This window comes from Brevundimonas sp., from assembly GCF_030656255.1.
GTDB lineage: Bacteria > Pseudomonadota > Alphaproteobacteria > Caulobacterales > Caulobacteraceae > Brevundimonas.
On sequence record NZ_JAUSOE010000016.1, the window covers coordinates 1 to 17,188 of the forward strand.

At 66.6% G+C, this 17,188-nt stretch carries 17 protein-coding genes; 4 read left to right on the forward strand and 13 right to left on the reverse strand.

The features are described 5' to 3' along the window. On the reverse strand, positions 1–1,233 hold a 1,233-nt coding region (locus tag Q7J26_RS01135; RefSeq protein ID WP_304934685.1), incomplete at its 3' end, for a ParB/RepB/Spo0J family partition protein. A gap of 237 nt (positions 1,234–1,470) precedes the next feature. Then, positions 1,471–1,920, reverse strand: a complete 450-nt coding sequence (locus Q7J26_RS01140) for a hypothetical protein (RefSeq protein ID WP_288757428.1) — start codon at positions 1,918–1,920, stop codon at positions 1,471–1,473. A 106-nt stretch (positions 1,921–2,026) separates the two neighbouring features. On the opposite strand from Q7J26_RS01140, the gene Q7J26_RS01145 reads away from it, so the two are divergent. After that, positions 2,027–3,229 carry a DUF3800 domain-containing protein gene (locus Q7J26_RS01145; protein WP_288757430.1) on the forward strand — a complete coding sequence of 401 codons (1,203 nt, stop codon included), beginning with the start codon at positions 2,027–2,029 and terminating at the stop codon, positions 3,227–3,229. A gap of 85 nt (positions 3,230–3,314) precedes the next feature. Continuing rightward, a complete protein-coding gene (locus tag Q7J26_RS01150; protein ID WP_288757432.1) occupies positions 3,315–3,599 on the forward strand; it encodes an AlpA family transcriptional regulator in 285 nt (94 codons plus the stop codon). 259 nt (positions 3,600–3,858) lie between these two features. On the opposite strand, the gene Q7J26_RS01155 is transcribed toward Q7J26_RS01150, so the two are convergent. From Q7J26_RS01155 to guaB, 8 genes are all read right to left on the reverse strand, one after another. Continuing rightward, the gene (locus Q7J26_RS01155; protein ID WP_013269055.1) at positions 3,859–4,398 is read right to left on the reverse strand and encodes a hypothetical protein; all 540 of its coding nucleotides are present in this window, start codon (positions 4,396–4,398) and stop codon (positions 3,859–3,861) included. A gap of 3 nt (positions 4,399–4,401) precedes the next feature. After that, positions 4,402–4,908 carry a helix-turn-helix domain-containing protein gene (locus Q7J26_RS01160; protein ID WP_287902272.1) on the reverse strand — a complete coding sequence of 169 codons (507 nt, stop codon included), beginning with the start codon at positions 4,906–4,908 and terminating at the stop codon, positions 4,402–4,404. Between the two features lie 259 nt (positions 4,909–5,167). After that, positions 5,168–6,421 (reverse strand): tyrosine-type recombinase/integrase, encoded by a 1,254-nt coding sequence (locus Q7J26_RS01165; RefSeq protein WP_287902274.1) that lies wholly within the window; start codon positions 6,419–6,421, stop codon positions 5,168–5,170. Between the two features lie 290 nt (positions 6,422–6,711). After that, complete coding sequence (gene guaA / locus Q7J26_RS01170) at positions 6,712–8,274, reverse strand: glutamine-hydrolyzing GMP synthase (RefSeq protein WP_304934686.1); 1,563 nt, start codon at positions 8,272–8,274, stop codon at positions 6,712–6,714. Beyond that, the gene (locus Q7J26_RS01175) at positions 8,271–8,972 is read right to left on the reverse strand and encodes a 5'-methylthioadenosine/S-adenosylhomocysteine nucleosidase (protein ID WP_304934687.1); all 702 of its coding nucleotides are present in this window, start codon (positions 8,970–8,972) and stop codon (positions 8,271–8,273) included. The genes guaA and Q7J26_RS01175 overlap by 4 nt, the downstream gene beginning before the upstream one ends. Next, complete coding sequence (locus tag Q7J26_RS01180; RefSeq protein ID WP_304934688.1) at positions 8,972–10,273, reverse strand: RsmB/NOP family class I SAM-dependent RNA methyltransferase; 1,302 nt, start codon at positions 10,271–10,273, stop codon at positions 8,972–8,974. Before Q7J26_RS01180 ends, Q7J26_RS01175 begins: the two co-directional genes overlap by 1 nt. A gap of 9 nt (positions 10,274–10,282) precedes the next feature. After that, positions 10,283–10,678: an MAPEG family protein gene (locus tag Q7J26_RS01185; protein WP_304934689.1), complete on the reverse strand. Its 396-nt coding sequence runs from the start codon at positions 10,676–10,678 to the stop codon at positions 10,283–10,285. A 5-nt stretch (positions 10,679–10,683) separates the two neighbouring features. Beyond that, positions 10,684–12,141 carry an IMP dehydrogenase gene (guaB, locus tag Q7J26_RS01190; protein WP_304934690.1) on the reverse strand — a complete coding sequence of 486 codons (1,458 nt, stop codon included), beginning with the start codon at positions 12,139–12,141 and terminating at the stop codon, positions 10,684–10,686. Positions 12,142–12,268: 127 nt separating this feature from the next. On the opposite strand from guaB, the gene Q7J26_RS01195 reads away from it, so the two are divergent. Continuing rightward, positions 12,269–12,823 carry a DUF2061 domain-containing protein gene (locus Q7J26_RS01195; protein ID WP_304934691.1) on the forward strand — a complete coding sequence of 185 codons (555 nt, stop codon included), beginning with the start codon at positions 12,269–12,271 and terminating at the stop codon, positions 12,821–12,823. A 50-nt stretch (positions 12,824–12,873) separates the two neighbouring features. Here the strand turns inward: Q7J26_RS01195 and Q7J26_RS01200 are convergent, their stop codons facing one another. Beyond that, entirely contained in the window at positions 12,874–15,204 is a 2,331-nt protein-coding gene (locus Q7J26_RS01200) for a TonB-dependent receptor domain-containing protein (protein ID WP_304934692.1), read from the reverse strand. Positions 15,205–15,391: 187 nt separating this feature from the next. Beyond that, positions 15,392–16,102 carry an RlmE family RNA methyltransferase gene (locus Q7J26_RS01205; RefSeq protein ID WP_304934693.1) on the reverse strand — a complete coding sequence of 237 codons (711 nt, stop codon included), beginning with the start codon at positions 16,100–16,102 and terminating at the stop codon, positions 15,392–15,394. 73 nt (positions 16,103–16,175) lie between these two features. Here Q7J26_RS01205 and Q7J26_RS01210 point away from each other — a divergent pair, with 73 nt between their 5' ends. Next, entirely contained in the window at positions 16,176–16,637 is a 462-nt protein-coding gene (locus Q7J26_RS01210; RefSeq protein ID WP_135193159.1) for a peptidylprolyl isomerase, read from the forward strand. A gap of 59 nt (positions 16,638–16,696) precedes the next feature. Here the strand turns inward: Q7J26_RS01210 and Q7J26_RS01215 are convergent, their stop codons facing one another. Beyond that, positions 16,697–17,173, reverse strand: a complete 477-nt coding sequence (locus Q7J26_RS01215) for a hypothetical protein (protein WP_304934694.1) — start codon at positions 17,171–17,173, stop codon at positions 16,697–16,699. Positions 17,174–17,188 lie beyond the last annotated feature (15 nt).

Consider the following 17,188-nt stretch of genomic DNA (forward strand, 5'->3'; position numbering starts at 1 on the left):
GCCATCCTCGAACGGCGGCGGCGGCTCGGCGACCACCACCGCGTCCTCGGCCCGCACCAGCCCGCGCTCGAAGCGGGCCAGACCGTAGTGGCCGAGCAGGACCACGACCCCGGCCCGCGCCCTGGCCTCGGGCGTGTAGTCGAAGTCCGGGCCGAAGGCCTGCAAGGCCTTGTCGAGTTCCTCCAGCCGGGCGTCCACCTCCGGCGGCAGCATCTCCGCCGCGTCGGTTTCCGAAACGAGACGGTCGTATTCCTCGGACAGGACCGCGATCTCTGCGGCGTCCGCCTCGGACCGCTCGACCGCGACCGGATAGACCCGCCCGAACGCCGACACGTCGGGATAGTCCAGACAGGCCTCGGACCATTTCCAGCCCTCGCGCTCGCGCGCCTCGTCGGCCAGCCCGGCCAGCTTGTCGGCGACCAGCCGGTCGAGCAGGGCGGCGTCCTCCAGCCAGCCGCCGCCGTCTTCGGTGAACAGGTCACGCAGCACCGCCCCGCCTTCGGCCTCATAGGCCTCGACGCCGACGAAACGGACCCGCCGGTCATCGACCCGGACCTTGGCCTCGGTCATGGCGCGGCGGATGGCGTAGGCCGGGGTGTGCGGCCCGATCTGCTCCAGCACCTGCCGCTGCCGGTCCCGGTCCTCGCTGACGCAGAAGGCGGTCAGCTGGTCCAGCGCCAAGGCGCCCTCCCGGTAGGCCGCCATCAGTTCCGGCGCCGCCGACCCGAGCCGCAGCCGCTGGCGCACCACGTGAGCGGACACCCCGAACCGGGCGCCGATCTCCTCCGGTCCGTAGCCCTTCTCGGCGGCCAGCCGCTGAAAGGCCTCGAACTGGTCGGCGGGATGCATGGCCTCGCGGGTGACGTTCTCGTCGAGACTGATCTCATGGGCGTCGTTGTCGGAGTCCACGATGACCCGGACCGGATGGGTGCGTTTGATCGCCTTGCGCTTGGCTAGCAGGCGCAGCGCCTGCCGCCGCCCCTCGCCGATGGTGACGAGGTAGTTCCCGGTCGGCGCGCCCTCCCCGTCCCGCTCGACCTCGACCACAGGAGGCTGCAACACCCCCTTGGCCTTGATGGAGGCCGCGAAGGCCTCGATGGTCGAGGGGCTGTGCGGCGTCTTCCTCGCATTCTTCGGCGAGGCCTTGAGCCGGTTCAACGGCACGATCACCTCCGCACCGTGCACCGGCACATTCGCCTCGGTCGCGGCGGTTTCGATGGATTGAGCAGTCATGTCTCTGCCTCCTTTGGGCATGGGTTGCAGGCACGCGAACTGCGCGCCTGAAACCCTGCCCGTCGGCGAGACCGGGGTAGCAAGGGCCAGGGCGGACCGGCCGGAGGGGGATCGCCCGACCTGCACAAGCCTGTCCGTCATTGGAACATGCCACCCGTCGCCGGCGCGGAAGGTCGGGGAGACCGGCCGGTCCGGCGGCGCAGCCGCTTCACCCTGGCCGGCGCGAGGGCGGAGCCCTTAGCTCTGGACGCCCGCGGGACCGTGCGTTCCGTCGTCAAGGTCGACCGTCATGAACGTGAGCGTGTCGATCACTGGCCACGACACCCTGTTGCAGCGAGGAAGGAGCCTGAAGAAGGCGTCGCCTGTCCCGCGGTGAGGAATGAACCGCGGCGAAGCGATCGGCATCGGCGTCACGTCGATCAGTCGTCCATGCTCGTCTGCAACGACGGAATGGGCGACGATGTGGAGCTGGAACGCGTCCTGCGCCTCGATCAACCAGCCGTGGACCGGGATCGCGTCCGGCGTCTGCGCCGCCCAGCGCACAGCGTTGGCATGACAGTCGTTGGGGCGCGCCGCATCACCATCGCGAAACACGACCTGGAGCGGCTTCGGGCAAAGCGCTTCGGAGCGGCGCCCGTGGACCTCATCGAAATAGGCGACATCATCGGCGTCGAAGGTGATCGTCATGTCTCGTCCTCTCGCGTCGATGGCCGGACGGGTCCGGAGGCATGACACGCTCTCGACTTCCGACCAAAGCAGAGCTTCACTCGCACATTGAGGCTCTCGCCTCCGCTTGCAGGCGGAAAGCGGCGGCGCGAACTTCGAGGACCACGCCCTGTCATCCCCCACCCTGATATCCTTCGATGAGTCCGGCTTCACCGGCCCCAATCTGCTACGGGACGACCAGCCGGTCTTCGCCTATGCGGCGGTCGAACTGTCCATCGAGGAGGCCAATCAGCTGATCGCGGAGATCCGCGACGGTCGCAAGCCGGTCATCCAGGCCGCCGAACTGAAGGCGTCCGGACTCAGGAAGCGGAAGGACTGGCCCGAGATCGCCGGCCTCGTGCTGTCCCGGATGGAGGGCCGTTACAGCTTCCTCGTCGCGGACAAGCGGCTGGCGTTCGCGGGCAAGGTGTTCGAGTACCTCATGGAGCCTGTGCTCGAGGACAACAGCCTGCTCTTTTACCGTCACGGGCTTCATCGGCTGGTTGCGGGAGCCGTCTATCGAAGCATCGCGACCGCCGGTGGACCGGCCGAGGATCTCGCCTTGCAGCTCGAGACGTTCATGCGGAGTTTCGATCCCGCAGACGCCCCTGCGGTCTTCGCCGCGACCGGAGAGGCGCCGGCGGATGCGCGGGTCCTTGGCGAGGTGTTGCGGTTCGCGCGGGGCTATTCCGAGCGGATCAAGGCGCGCACCGAGCACCTGAAGGACGACGCCGAGTACGCCAAATGGGTGCTGGACCTGACTTCGACCGCGCTGATGTCGCTCCTCGTCAACGGTTTCGGCCCCAAGCATCAGCAGATCGAGGTGCTATGCGACGACTCCAAGCCGCTGCAGGGCATCGCCTCGACGTTCGACGGCTTCATCGGTCGCGATGAGGCATTCCCCCTGCATGGCGGCAACCGCGTGGTCAGCGCCAGGCTCAATCTCGGGGGGCCGATCCGGTTCGGCCAGTCGCATGACAATCCGACGCTTCAAATCGCCGACCTGATCGCCGGCCTCGCCGCGCAGCTCTATGGCCGCAACCCGCCTGCCGAACTTCAGCCTCTCAAGGCCGACCTGGAGCGCCATCTGCATGAGGATCACATCCTGCCGGAGACGGCGGGGGACTCGCAGATGACCGCGGTCGAGAAGCAAGCCAATATGTTCGTCCTGCGTCACCTCGCGGGCCGCGCGGCGCTTGGAGCCGACCCCCTCAAGGGCATGGCCAAGGTCTACTTCCAGGCCTTCAAGCGAGCGAGCTCCGTCGGCCAGCGCCTGCGAAACCGGCGCTGAGTACACGTAAGCCTGCCACCGCAGGCCTGCGTGTTCACCCTCCAGCATCTTTCGGTTCGAATCGGCCGGAACAAGGAGATGCTCCATGGGACAGACCCATTCGCCCCTGCCGCGAACGATCAAAAAGCCGGAACTGCGCCAGATGGTGCCGCTCGCAGACAGCACCATCTGGGAAATGGAGCAGCGCGGGGAGTTCCCCAAACGCTTCCGGCTGACGCCGCGATGCGTGGTCTGGGATCTGTCGGAGGTGCAGGCCTGGCTGGAGAAACGCCGCCGCACCCCCGTCACGGCGGCCAAGGCCCCGGATGTGCGCCTGCGCCGAACACGCCCGGTCCACGACGGGCCGGGCGCGGCCCGGCCGCACCTGTGAGCCGGGGTGCGCTTCAGAAATCAGCGAGATGGTCATAGAATGCTTCATCCGGGGACGGTTCTGACCCGGAGACCGGGACAGCGGCGTCCAGGGCTGATCATTGATTTCTTCACCCCCGGGGCTTATATGTCCTCCCGAGGCCAGATCGGTTGAAACAGCCTCACCCGCCTCTTCGGAGGTCCACGCGTGAGCGAGATAGGGATTTCGGTCCCGGAAGCGGCTACCGAGTGACTTCTGATAAGGGCGCCTCCGGGCGCCCTTATCTTTTCCGGTGAAACTTCAGCTTCTCGCCCTTCAGCGTCTTGTCGACCAGCACGGCGAAGCGAACCTTGCTCATGTGGGCGATGGCGAGCGCCTGCGCCGGTTCAGGGCTGTAGGCGCTTTCCACGAAGAGCTTGAGATCGATGCCGGCGCCGGCGCCGCGCTTAACCCTGAAGAAGACCCTGTAGTCCCCTGCTCCGCCGTCGTTGCGCACACCGATCCGCAGGAAGTTCGCCTCCGGGGTCTGATAGACATGCGCGGTCGGCAGACCTTTCAGGATATGCGGCAGCGCTTGCGACAGCCCGTAGCGGATCGGACAGAAGACGCGCCGCCTCGGGCCGTCCCAGACCGCCACCGCGTTGTCGTCGTGCCGGGCGGCATCGAAGGTTTCGCTGAAGCAGTGGTTGCTGAACCGGACATCGATCTTCACGCCGTTCGGACGCGACTGGGTCGCCATCTCGAGCACGAAGGGCTCGAGATGGTCGAACGCGAGCGTCTGCCCCGCGACCTCCAGCGGCGGAAAGTACGGCCCGGCCATGATCTACAGTCCGGTCAGGTCCGGCGACCGCTTGCGCAGTCCCGGCCGAACGGCCGCGCGCTTGGTGGCCGCGGCCTTGTCGCGCGCGTCGATCATGTCCTTGGCGATCGGCTTCAGCTTCTCGACCAGGGGCTTGAGGTCATAGATGTTGCTGGCCTGCCCTCCACTGGAATGGCGACGCACGATCCGACGGACCAGACCTTCGTCTTCGAGGCGTTTGATGGCGCGCTGGACGGTCTTGTCCGACACGCTGAGGCGTTCAGCCAGCCTGCGCTTCGAGGGGAACGGCATCTCCTCGTCCTCCCACCAGTGGTCGATCAGGTGCATCAGCACCGCGAGTTCGGTGGCGTTGATGTGCAGGCGAGCCTGGGCTCGGAGCAGGACCGAGGGGACGAAGGTGAAGCCCGGGTCGATCACGCCCTTGGTCCACCGCTTCTCCAGAACCTTGCGCGAGGTCTCAGGCGTGGCGGCGGGACGGAGGGGGACGACCTTGTTGGTGGTTTCGCTCATGGTTGATCTCATCGATTGAGCCGATACAATGGACCTTCAAACCGTTGAACGGAATGGTTCGGGCCCGCCTCTCCCCTGGACATAGGCGCCCATACCCCCGGACGCCATCGTCCCTCCGCCCCGGTCGCCACTGTCCCGCGAATAAGCACGCCGCGCGTTTCAGGACGCCGTGTCGCATGACGCTATTGGAGTACAACACCCCCTGGTCGTCGGCGTCCACGGGTCCACCAATTTTCTCTTCGCATCTCTGGGATGCGTTTCAGAATTTCGGATCGAACCGCGGCGCGCTGACCTCTGGTGCGGCGAGCGCCGGGGTATAGGCGCGTCCCGCTTCCCACGCGTCGACGGCGTTCGACCATTCCTGAGCCATGTGCCGACGCTGGGTCTCGAACTCCGCCTTGTTGTAGACGCCGCGCGAGGATCGTTCTTCGTGAGCCAACCCTTTCTCGATCCAGTCCGAGTTGAAACCCATCTCATGCAGCAGGGTCGAGGCCGTCCGCCGCAGGTCGTGGACGGTGAAGGGTTCGAGCGGGAGATCACCCTTACCGGCCTTCTCAGCGATCGCACTGGTGACGCGGTTGAAGGTCGCCCGCGACATCGGCGCATCGGCGTCGTAGCGCGACGGCAGGATGTATTTCGAGTTGCCGGCGCAGGTCTTCAGGGCGACCAGGATGTCCAGCATTTGGGTGGAGAGGTAGACGTTGTGAGGGCGTGAGCGCTTCATGCGCGCCGCCGGGATCGACCAGACCGCATTGTCGAAATCGACCTCGGTCCACACTCCGTCCTGGAGTTCGCTCTTTCGAACCATGCTGAGCAGGATGAACTTCAGGCCGAGCCTGATGGTCGGCAGGGTCGCCACCTCACCCAGAAGCATCAGCATGATCCGGATTTCGGCGGGGGTGAGCGAGCGGTCGCGCGGTCGGAAGGTCGCGATGGACGCCGGGCCCACGTCATCTGCCGGGTTGTCGATCTTCTCGCCGTGGAGGATGGCCCAGCCGTAGATCTGCTTGACGATATCCCGGACGTGGATCGCCGTCGCAGGCGCCCCGCGGTCCACGATCGCCTTGCAGTGCGCCCGCAAGTCGTCAGGCGTGATCTCGCTCAGCAGGCGGTTCTTCCACTTCGGAAGGATGTCCCGATTGAAAATCGCCCGGCGCATGTCGCGGGTGCTGTCCGCCATCGGCGCGCGGTCCATCCAGCCCTGGGCGACCTGTGCGAAATCGCGTGCCTCCTTGAGGCGACGTTTGGCGCGCTGCTTTTCAACGGCGGGGGATACCCCGTCGGCGATCGCCTTCTTCACCTCGATGAGCCGCTCGCGGGCCTGCGCCAGCGTCAGTCCGGCCCGGCCGTATCGGCCAAGCGTCACCGTCTCCCGACGGCCGTTGAACCGATAGTCGTAGCGGAATGAGACTGCGCCGCCCGTCGAGACGTAGACGTACATGCCGTCCCTGTCGGTACTCTTGTAAGCCCTTGCTTTTGGACGTAAATTCTTCAGTGCAGTGTCAGTTAGCACGGTACAATCGCCTTCGGCTGTGGGTCCTTAAAATCGACCGCGCCACCACGAACTTTCTCTCAAATCTTCAATGACTTGCTGAGAATGAATACCGTCAGGGCGTGGCCGGATGTCAGGACGGTATGAGCCCGAGTCCGCCAGATCAATGCAGCGGCATACCGTCGGCCAGTCCGACAAAACGAAGAAAGACCCACCGAATGGCTTCGAAGGGTCTCGACAGAATTCACAATGTTGTCAGCGGCTTAGAGGACGTTTCGGAAGCGATCCCGAATGCTGCCGAAAGGTCCGGACTATTCCCACTCGATGGTCCCCGGCGGTTTCGACGTCACGTCATAGACGACCCGGTTCACGCCGCGGACCTCGTTGATGATCCGCGTCGCGGTCTTTGCCAGGACGTCCCAGGGGAATTGGTAGAAGTCGGCGGTCATGCCGTCGGTGGAGGAGACGGCGCGCAGGGCCAGGACCTTTTCGTAAGTGCGAGCGTCGCCCATGACGCCGACGGTCTTGACCGGCAGCAGGACGGCGAAGGCCTGCCAGATCTGGTCGTACAGGCCCGCCTTGCGGATCTCGTCCAGATAGATGGCGTCGGCCTGTTGCAGGGTCTCGACGGCCTCGGGCGTGATCTCGCCGGGGATGCGGATGGCCAGGCCCGGTCCGGGGAAGGGGTGGCGTCCTACGAAAGCGTCGGTCAGGCCCAGCTCGCGGCCCAGGGCGCGGACCTCGTCCTTGAACAGTTCGCGCAGGGGCTCGACCAGTTTCAACTTCATATAGTCGGGCAGGCCGCCGACATTATGGTGGCTCTTGATGACGTGGGCCTTGCCGCTGGATGAGGAGACGCTCTCGATGACGTCGGGATAGAGGGTGCCCTGGGCCAGGAATTCGGCGCCTTCGATCTTGGCGGACTCGCGGTCGAACACCTCGATGAACAGTCGGCCGATGGTCTTGCGCTTGGTCTCCGGATCCGAGATTCCGGCCAACTCGCCCAGGAAGTCCTGCGAGGCGTCCACGTGGATCAGCGGGATATTGTAGTGCTCGCGGAACAGGGTGGTCACCTGTTTCGCCTCGTCCTTGCGCAGCAGGCCGGTGTCCACGAAGACGCAGGTCAGCTGGTCGCCGATAGCCTCGTGGATCAGCACGGCCGCGACCGAGGAATCGACCCCGCCGGACAGGCCGCAGATGACCTTGGCCGAACCGACCTGTTCGCGGATCTGGGCGATCTTCTCGTCGCGATAGGCGGCCATGGTCCAGTCGCCCTTCAAGCCCGCGATGCCGTGGGTGAAGTTCTTCAGCATCTGGTGGCCGCGCGGGGTGTGCATCACCTCGGGGTGGAACTGCACGCCGTAAAAACGGCGGGTCTCGTCGGCGATGACGGCATAGGGCGAACCGGCGGACGAGGCCACGACGTCGAAGCCCTCGGGGATGGCGACGATCTTGTCGCCGTGGCTCATCCAGACCGTCTCCTCCGCGCCGACCGGGGCCAGGTCGGCCAGCAGGGGCGAGGCCTTCTCGACGGTGATCTCGGCGCGGCCGAACTCGCGGGTATGGCCGCCCTCGACCTTGCCGCCCAGCTGTTCGCACATGGTCATCTCGCCGTAGCAGATGCCCAGGACCGGCACCCCGGCCTCAAACACGGCCTGGGGCGCCCGGGGGCTGCCCTCTTCGTGCACGCTCTCGGGACCGCCCGACAGGATGATGGCCGCCGGCTTCATCCCCACCAGCGCCGCCTCGGCCTTCTGGAACGGATGGATCTCGCAATAGACGCTGGCCTCGCGCAGGCGGCGCGCGATCAGCTGCGTCACCTGGCTGCCGAAGTCGACGATGAGGACCTTCTGGTGGTCTTGAGGCGTGGTCATGGCGTGATCGAATCCGGGGAGAGTTGCGCGGGGTCTTGGCCTTGTGCGGCCGGGATTTCAAGGGCGGCGAGGCCGTCGGCCTCCAGCACGACGATCAGACGGTCCAGGGCGGCGGCCAAGTTCTCGTCCACGTGATGCAGGGTCGAGGTCCAGTCCTCCAGCGCCTTCAGCTCGGCGCGGCCGTCCGACACGCCGCGTAGAGCGACCAGGGGCACACCGAAGGTCTGGGCCGACCGGACCAGGGCCCAGGTCTCCATGTCCACCATCTCGGCCTCGATGGCGTCATAGGCGGCGCCGGAGACGACATTGGCCCCGGTCGACAGAGTGGCGGTCGGCACGCCGGGGATGGGGCACGGCAGGGGCAGGACCGCAGGCTGGTCCAGCAGCGGCGTCACGCCCTTGGGGAAGCCCAGGGCGCTGGCGTCCATATCGCGATAGGCGACCGACGCGGCCTGATAGACGCAGGCGTGCTCCAGCACCCGCGACCCGCACGAGCCCAGCGACACGATCAGGTCCGGCAGACGACCGGCCGCCTCCAGCCGCGCCAGGGCGGCGGTCAGGGCGACGGCGGCTTCCACCGGGCCGACGCCGGTCATCAGGGGCTGTATGCGGGCGCGCAGATGGTCGCCATACTCGGCGGGCGCAGCCATGACGTAGAGGACTGAAACCTCGCCGTGCCGCGCCAGCCCAGACCCCATCAGGCGGCGCGCTGATAGACGGCGGCGAAGAAGCCGTCGGTGTCTGCGGTCGCCGGCGACAGACGCAGACGCGCGCCGGACGCCAGTTCGGCGAACTTGGCCCGCGCGGCCTCGGTCAGTTGCGGGGCCGACAGGACATCGGCGACGGCGACCGGGCGGAAGTCGGGGTTGGCGGCCTCGAAGGCGTCGGCGCTGGCCTCGTTCTCGCGCGCCAGCATCGAACAGGTGACATAGACCAGACGGCCGCCCGGCTTCACCAGCTTGGTCGCCTGGCTCAGGATACGGACCTGAAGGGCGTGCAGCTTCTCGACCTCTTCGGTCGTCAGCCGCCAGGCGTCCTCCGGCCGACGCCGCCAGGTGCCCGAACCCGAGCAGGGGGCGTCGACGAAGACCAGATCGGCCTGGCCGTTGACGGCTTCCAGCCCGCCGCCGTTCTGGCCGATCAGCACCAGCTCGGCCTCAACGCCCGCGCGTTGCAGGCGGGGGCGGATGTTCTCCAGCCGCTTGTTGACCACATCGGAGGCGATCAGCTTACCCTGCCCCGTCATGGCCTGGGCCAGACCCAGGGTCTTGCCGCCGCCGCCGGCGCAATAGTCCACAACGGTCGTGCCCGGTTCAGCCCCGGCCAGCCAGCAGACAACCTGGCTGCCTTCGTCCTGAATCTCGAACTTGCCGGCCTTGAACCCGTCCAGGGCCTGGATATTGGGCGGCGGCTCCGACGGCACGCGCAGGCCCCAGATCGACCAGGGCGCGCGCAAAACCTCCAGACCGGCGGCCCGCAGTTCGGCCTCGACATCGTCCACGGTGGCGGTCGCGCCATTGACCCGCAGGTCGATGGGCGCGCGGGGCGCCATCAGGGCGTGGGCCTCTTCGGCCCAGCGGTCGCCGAACGTGGCCTTGAAATCCTCGACCACGAACTCGGGCAGCCCGGCCGCGACCCAGCCGGGCAGTTCACCCGGCGCGGCGGTGATGCGGCTGCGTTCCTGCTTCGAAAGAGGCCGGGGGCCATAGCCGTCGCCCGAGTGCAGGGCCTCGATCTCTTCCACCGACAGGCCGTCAATGGCGTGCAGCGAACCGATCACCAGAGCCCGGCCATCCTCGCGACCGCCCATGATCCACGACAGTCGGCCGCGTGCGCGCAGCACCTTGTAGACATGATCGGCGATGGCCCGCCGATCCTTGGACCCGGCGTATCGGTTGGCGGCCCCCCAGGCCTTCAGGACGGTTTCCGCCGGTTGGCGGCCCTGGGCCATGGAGTCCAGGACGGAGGCGGCGGCGGCGAGACGGGCAGCTGGGGTCAATGCGGACTTTCAGGTCAGGAACAGGGCCGCCAGCACCATGACCAGTCCCGCGAGCGAGACCAGCCAGACCAGCGACCGGATATAGGGAACGCCAAGGGCGTAGAGGGGCAGATAGACGACGCGCGCCCAGAAATAGAGGGCCGTCCCCCACACGGTCAGGGGACCGGAGGCCTGGATCAGATGGGCGACCAGGACGGCGCCGATGAACAGCGGCAGGGTTTCATACAGATTGGCCTGGGCGCGCTCCAGACGACCGGTCAGCGGTCGAACCGATGTCGGCGTCTGGTCGCGCGGCCCTGCATTCCATTTCGAACCGAACTCGGCCGTCCGGGCCCCGGCGGGCAGGAAGATCTGCACCAGGGCCAGAACCAGCGTCAGCGCCAGATAGGTCAGTTCGGTCGTCATGGCCCTTATCCCTGTCTGTAGTTCGGCGCCTCGCGCGTGATCATCACGTCATGGACGTGGCTCTCCCGCAGGCCGGCGCCGGTGATGCGCACGAAGCGGGCGCGCTCCTGGAAGTCGGCGATGGTGCCGGCCCCCACATAGCCCATCGAGGCGCGCAGCCCCCCGATCAGTTGGTGCAGGACCGGTGAAATCGGCCCCTTGTACGGCGTCTGGCCCTCGATGCCCTCGGGCACCAGCTTCTCGGACGAGACTTCCTTCTGGAAGTAGCGATCGGCCGAGCCGCGCGCCATGGCGCCGACCGAACCCATGCCGCGATACGACTTGTAGGACCGGCCCTGGTACAGGAAGACCTCGCCGGGACTTTCGTCGGTGCCGGCGAACATCGAGCCCATCATGGCCACGTTCGCGCCGGCCGCGATGGCCTTGGCAAGGTCGCCCGAATATTTGATCCCGCCGTCGGCGATGACCGAGGCGCCCGTGCCGCGCGCGGCCCGAGCGGAGTCCATCACGGCCGTCAGCTGCGGCACGCCCACGCCCGCGACGATCCGGGTGGTGCAGATGGAGCCCGGGCCGATGCCGACCTTGACCGCATCCGCGCCCGCGTCGATCAGGGCCCGCGTCGCGTCATAGGTGGCGACGTTGCCGGCGATGATCTGCAGCCGGTTGTTCTCGCGCTTGATCCGCTCGACCACCTGGGCGACCGAGGCCGAGTGGCCGTGGGCGGTGTCGATCACCACCACGTCCACGCCCGCGTCGGCCAGGGCCATGGCCCGCTCATAGCCGGCGTCGCCGACGGTCGAGGCGGCGCCGACCAGCAGACGACCCTGGTCGTCCTTGGCCGCATGGGGGAAGGCCTGGGCCTTCTCGATGTCCTTCATGGTGATCAAGCCGACGGCCCGATAATCCTCGTCCACCACGATGACCCGTTCGATCTTGCGGGTCTTCAGCAGTTGGCGCGCCTCTTCCTTGCCGGCGCCCTCGCGCACCGTGATCAGGTCGCCCGTGGTCATCAGCGAGGCGGCCGACAGGTTCAGGTCGTTCTCGAACCGCATGTCCCGGTGGGTCAGCATGCCGACCAGCTTGCCGGTGGCCGGATCGACGACGGGGAAGCCGGTGATCTTTTTGGCGGCGACGATCTCGCGGACCTCGCCCAGGGTCGTCTGCGGGCCGACGGTCACAGGATTGACCACCATGCCGCTTTCATAACGCTTCACGGCGCGGACCTGATCGGCCTGCTCCTCGATGGTCATGTTGCGGTGAAGCACGCCCAGGCCGCCGGACTGGGCCATGGCGATGGCCAGGCGGTGTTCCGTCACCGTGTCCATGGCGGACGACAGCAGCGGGATGTTCAGTTTGATGTCGCGTGTCAGCTGGGTCGAGACATCGACCATCGCCGGCATGAACTCGGACGGGCCGGGTTCGAGCAAAACATCATCGAAGGTCAGTCCTTCGCGTATCTCCATAGGGAGTCTCCGTTTTGCGGGCCGCGTATAACGGGGTGCGGGGGGCTACGGCAAGGGTCTTGCGGCTTATGGACCCGATAGATTTTATTGGTTTGCAACCGAGAGGGCCAATGACCATTCTTGCAACATGGTCGGCGTCATCCTCAGCACCGCGCGCAAACTGGCTTTGAAGATCGCCAGCTATGGCGTCATGCACCTTGTGGTGGCCGTCCTAGTGGCCTTCGCCATCACCCGCGACTGGCGCATCGCCTTGGCGGTCGGCATGGTCGAACCCTTCTTCCAGACCATCGCCTATTCGATCCACGACCGCGTCTGGCACAGGGTCGAACGCCGCCGCATGGCGTCGAACATCGAAGAGGCGGCCGAGGCCTTCACCGCCCGGCTCGACATCATGTCGCCGGACGAACAGACCCGCGTCCACGACCACCACGGCCATGGGCACGGCCACAGCCACGCCCTGCCCCGGTCGTTCAAACAGGTGGCGGTCAAGACCGTGACCTATGGCGTCATGCATTTCGCCGTCGCGGTGGCGGTGGCCTACGCCCTGACCCAGGACCTCCGCACGGCCCTGGCCATCGGCACCATCGAACCCCTGGTCCAGACTGTCTTCTTCACCGTCCACGACCGCATCTGGACGCGTATCGAACAACGCCGCGCGAGCCGGCAGCCGGCGACGGCGTAAATACAGGATCGGGGGACGCGCCCGAAGGCGCATCCCCTTCCCTATAGGACTTAGAAGCGGCGACGGATGCTGGCGAACACCTGACGGGGTGCGCCCGGCAGGAAGGTCTGACGACCCGCGCTGTTCTGGAAGCCGCCGGACCCGACCGTCGAGATATAGTCCTCGTCCATCAGGTTGACGACGTTGACCTGGACCTGCGTCCCGTCCAGCCAACCGCCCATGCCGTCGAAGCGATAACCGGCGGTCAGTTCGACCGTGGTGTAGGCGTCGGCCTTCTCGTCGTTCAGATAGGACGAGAAACGCTCGCCGGTGTAGGCGGCGGCCAGGGTCCCGAACACCGCGCCGTTGTCATAGGACAGCTCGGCGCGGAACAGGTTTTCCGGCGTGGCGACGGTGCGCTTGCCGGCCGTCGCAGCGACCAGGACGCCGGCGCCGTCGCGGACATCGTCCTGATAGGTCGAGTCGTTGTAGCTGTAGGAGCCGAAGGCCGACCAGTCGGAGGCGAAGTTCCACAGGGCGGCGGCCTCGAACCCACGGCTCTTCACAGCGCCGACGTTCTGGATGCCGTTGCCCAGGCCCAGGATCGGGGCGCCCAGGGCGACGGTCAGCAGACGGTTCTCGAACTCGACGTCATAGGCCGCCACCGAGCCTTGCAGCCCCCCGTCGAAGCGGAAACGCCAGCCGGCCTCGATCGTGCGCGAGCTTTCCGGCTCCAGCGTATTCTTCAGCGCGCTGAAACCGGCAGCGGATGCCGAGAAAGGTCCGCCGGTGTTCGAGGACTCGAACGCCCGCATATTCTCGGCATAGGAGGCGAACAGCTGATGGTCAGCGTTCAGGTCATAGCTGACCCCGACCTGCGGCAGGAAGTTGTCTTCCGCCTTGATCGAGCCAGTCTTGTTGGCGCCGACGACGGTGCTGGCTTCGTTTTCGACCTTCAGCGACTTGAAGCCGGCGTTCACCGTCAGGGCTTCGGTGATCGACCAGGTATCCTGCAGGTACAGGTTGGTCGTCTTGGTGTTGTAGCTGTATTCCCACTCGGTGAAGAAGGGGTTCTCCTGGAACTCGAGCGAGTCCCGGCCGCCGTCGCCGCTGCGGCTCAGGCCGTAGTAACGGCGAGCCTGGTTGAAGTCGTTATCCTCGACCCAGAAGCCGGCCTCGATGCTGTGCGCGGCCAGGTCCAGCGTCACCGAACCGATCGCGCCCTTGCGGTCGATGTCATATTCGGTGGTGCGGACAGCGATGGGGCCGGGGCTGGCGATGGTTGCACCGTCCTGTCCCTTGGCGCCGACGGGCGTCGGCACATAGGGCGTCCACCACAGGCCCTGCCCCTTGTTCGTGTGGCCATAGCCGGTCAGCGAGACGCGCAGCATGTCGGTGATCGGATAGTCCAGCGTCACGGCGCCGATGGTGTCGTCGCGCAGGCCCGCGGCGTCATAATAGGCGTCATCGACGCAGGCGATCGGGCTGGGATAGGCGTTGGTGGTGCAGTCGCCGGCCGGATTGGCCTGGTAGATGTCGGCGACCCGGACCGCCAGGGCGTAGTCGCCCGAGATATTGTCCCAGTCACGACCCAGGCGGTCGATCATGCCCAGCGACATGTCCTGGTAGTCGTTCTCACGACGCTCGGAATGATTGATGAAGCCGCGCAGTTCGCCGGCGCCGAGCGGTTGGAGGAAGCTGGCGTTGATCTGCTGCTGCTTCTGCTCGCCCACGCCCTTCCACTTGTCGGCGCTTTGGTCGGCGTAGGACACCGACAGGCGCGTGCCGGCCGAACCCAGGGCTCCGCTGTCCAGACGCACGAAGCCGCGCAGGGTGTCGTCGCTGCCGAAGGCGCCCGAGACATCGACGCCGAAGTCGGTCGTCGGGGCCCGGCTGATGAACTGGACCGTGCCGCCCAAATTGCTGCTCGAGGCGGTGCCCAGCGCGCCCGATCCCTGGGCCACGTCCACACGGGCGACGTTTTCGGAGATGATGGCGCGCGAAATATGCAGGCCGTTGTGGTTGCCGTAGCTCATGTCGCCCAACGGCACGCCGTCCAGGGTGAAGCCGAGCTGGTTCTGGTTGAAGCTGCGCAGGGTGATGCGCGCCGACCATTCATAGGCGCCGAAGGCGTCGGCCGATTGGAAGCTGACGCCGGGCAGGCGTTCGATCGCCTTCAGCGGGCTGCTGCCGGGCGCCTCGATGGCGATGGCGTCGGCGTTGACCGAGGCCTGCTGGCGCGTCTGGCCGCGACCGAAGACGACGATCTCGTCGATCTCGGAAACCTGGGTGTCGGCCGTGGCCATGGCGACGGCGGCGTCTTGCGCAGCGGCGACGCCCGGAACCATGAAGAGGGCCAGCGTCAGAAGCGACGCGCCCGAAAGGAAGCGATTGGAAATCATGTCAGCCCCGCTGTCAGCGCAGATTGCGCCGAGGCCCCGCTAACGGCGCGCCATGACGGCGCTGCTACCGCTTCATCCGGATTTCATGACAGCAACATTTGACATGCAGATGGTCGTTCAAAGTGGCTTTATGGCTACGCTTGCGGGGTGTTCGGACAAACGCTCAGTCCTCCGCCCCGCAACCGCCTCAACGCTTGTTCAGCGCCACCAGAAACACCTCGGCGCTGTCCTTCCGGCTGGACGCCGGCTTGACGTATTTGACCGTCTCGAACTCCTCGCGCAGTCGCGCCAGAACCCCGCCGGCGTCGCCGCCCTGGAAGTTCTTTGACACGAAATTCCCGCCCGGCTTCAGGGTACGGATGGCGAAGTCGGCGGCGATCTCGATCAGGGCGATGATCTTCAGGTGGTCCGTCTGGCGGTGGCCGACCGTATTGTGCGCCATGTCCGACAGCACCAGGTCCGGCGCCCCGCCGATGGCGTCAATCAGCTGCTGGTCCACGCCCGGATGGGTGAAGTCGGCCTGTAACAGGGTCGAGCCCGGGATCGGCTCGATCATCAGCAGGTCCACGCCCGCCACGGCGCCGGCTCCGCGATTGACCGCCACCTGGATCCAGCCGCCCGGCGCCGCGCCCAGGTCGATGACCTTGCTGCCGCGCTTGATCAGGTGGAATTTGTCGTCGATCTCGATCAGCTTGAAGGCCGCGCGCGAACGCCAACCCTCGGCCCGCGCCTTCTCGGACCATTTATCGGCCAGCTGGCGCTTGATCCATTGCTGGCTCGACATCGACTTGGTGTCGGCCGTCTTCATTTTGGTGCCCATGCCGCGCCCGGCGGCGGTGCCGCCCGTAGGCGGTTTGACCATCCGGCGGCGTTCTTGGGGCTTTTCGTCTTCACTCATCGTTCCCACATAGCCCCGACCGGCGTTGCGGGCTATGTCCCGCCTCAAATCAACCCCCAAAAGGACGACCGAAATGGCCGAAACCCTGACCTTCACCCTGGACACCGGCGACGGCGAAGCCCGCGACGTGGTCATCAAGCTGCGCTCCGACCTGGCCCCCGGCCACGTCGAACGCATCACCGAACTGGCCTCGGAAGGCTTTTATGACGGCGTCGTCTTCCACCGCGTGATCGCCGGCTTCATGGCCCAGGGCGGCGACCCGACCGGCACCGGCACCTCGGGCTCCAAGAAGCCGAACCTGAAGGCCGAGTTCTCGGCCGAGCCGCACAAGCGCGGCGTCTGCTCGATGGCCCGCACCTCGGATCCCAACAGCGCCAACTCGCAGTTCTTCATCTGCCTGGACGACGCCACCTTCCTGGACCGCCAGTACACGGTCTGGGGCGAAGTCGAATCCGGCATGGAACACGTCGACGCCCTGCCCAAGGGCGAGCCGCCCCGCGCGCCGGGCAAGATCGTCAAGGCGACGGTCAACTAAGACTCGTCCCACCCTCGAAACCGTATCGGCTCGGCCGGTGCGGTTTCGAGGCCTGCGGCCTAGGAGCGATCCTCGGCCACGCCGTCGAACTGAACCGCCTGCGCGTCGCGCCAGGCGTCTCGCAGGCCCTGCACCGGCAGGTTCGCGCCCAGCAGCGCCAGCTGATCCACCCAGACTGTCGCGAGCTTATCGACCGTGGACTGGCCCCAGCCCGGCGGCTGCTGTCGCGCCCAGTTCTGCAAAGACCCCGCATTGAAGATCATCAGGAAGGCGCAGACCACGAACAGGGTCTGGCTGGTCCAGCGTCGCGCCCGCGACGCCTCGCCTTCTTCGTCCAGAGCCGGCGCCGGGGGAAAGGCGAACCGGCCCAGGGCGACCAGGGCGTTCTCGCGCGTCGGCAGATCATGGGCGTCGGCGCCGCCGATCCAGTCGCTGGACGGATCAGCCGCCGCCGGTTGATCCAGAGGCGGAAACGGCGACACCGGCGGGTGCGCCTGCGTCGGGAAGGGATCGACCGGGTCCGTGGGATCGCTCATCGTCGGATCAACGCC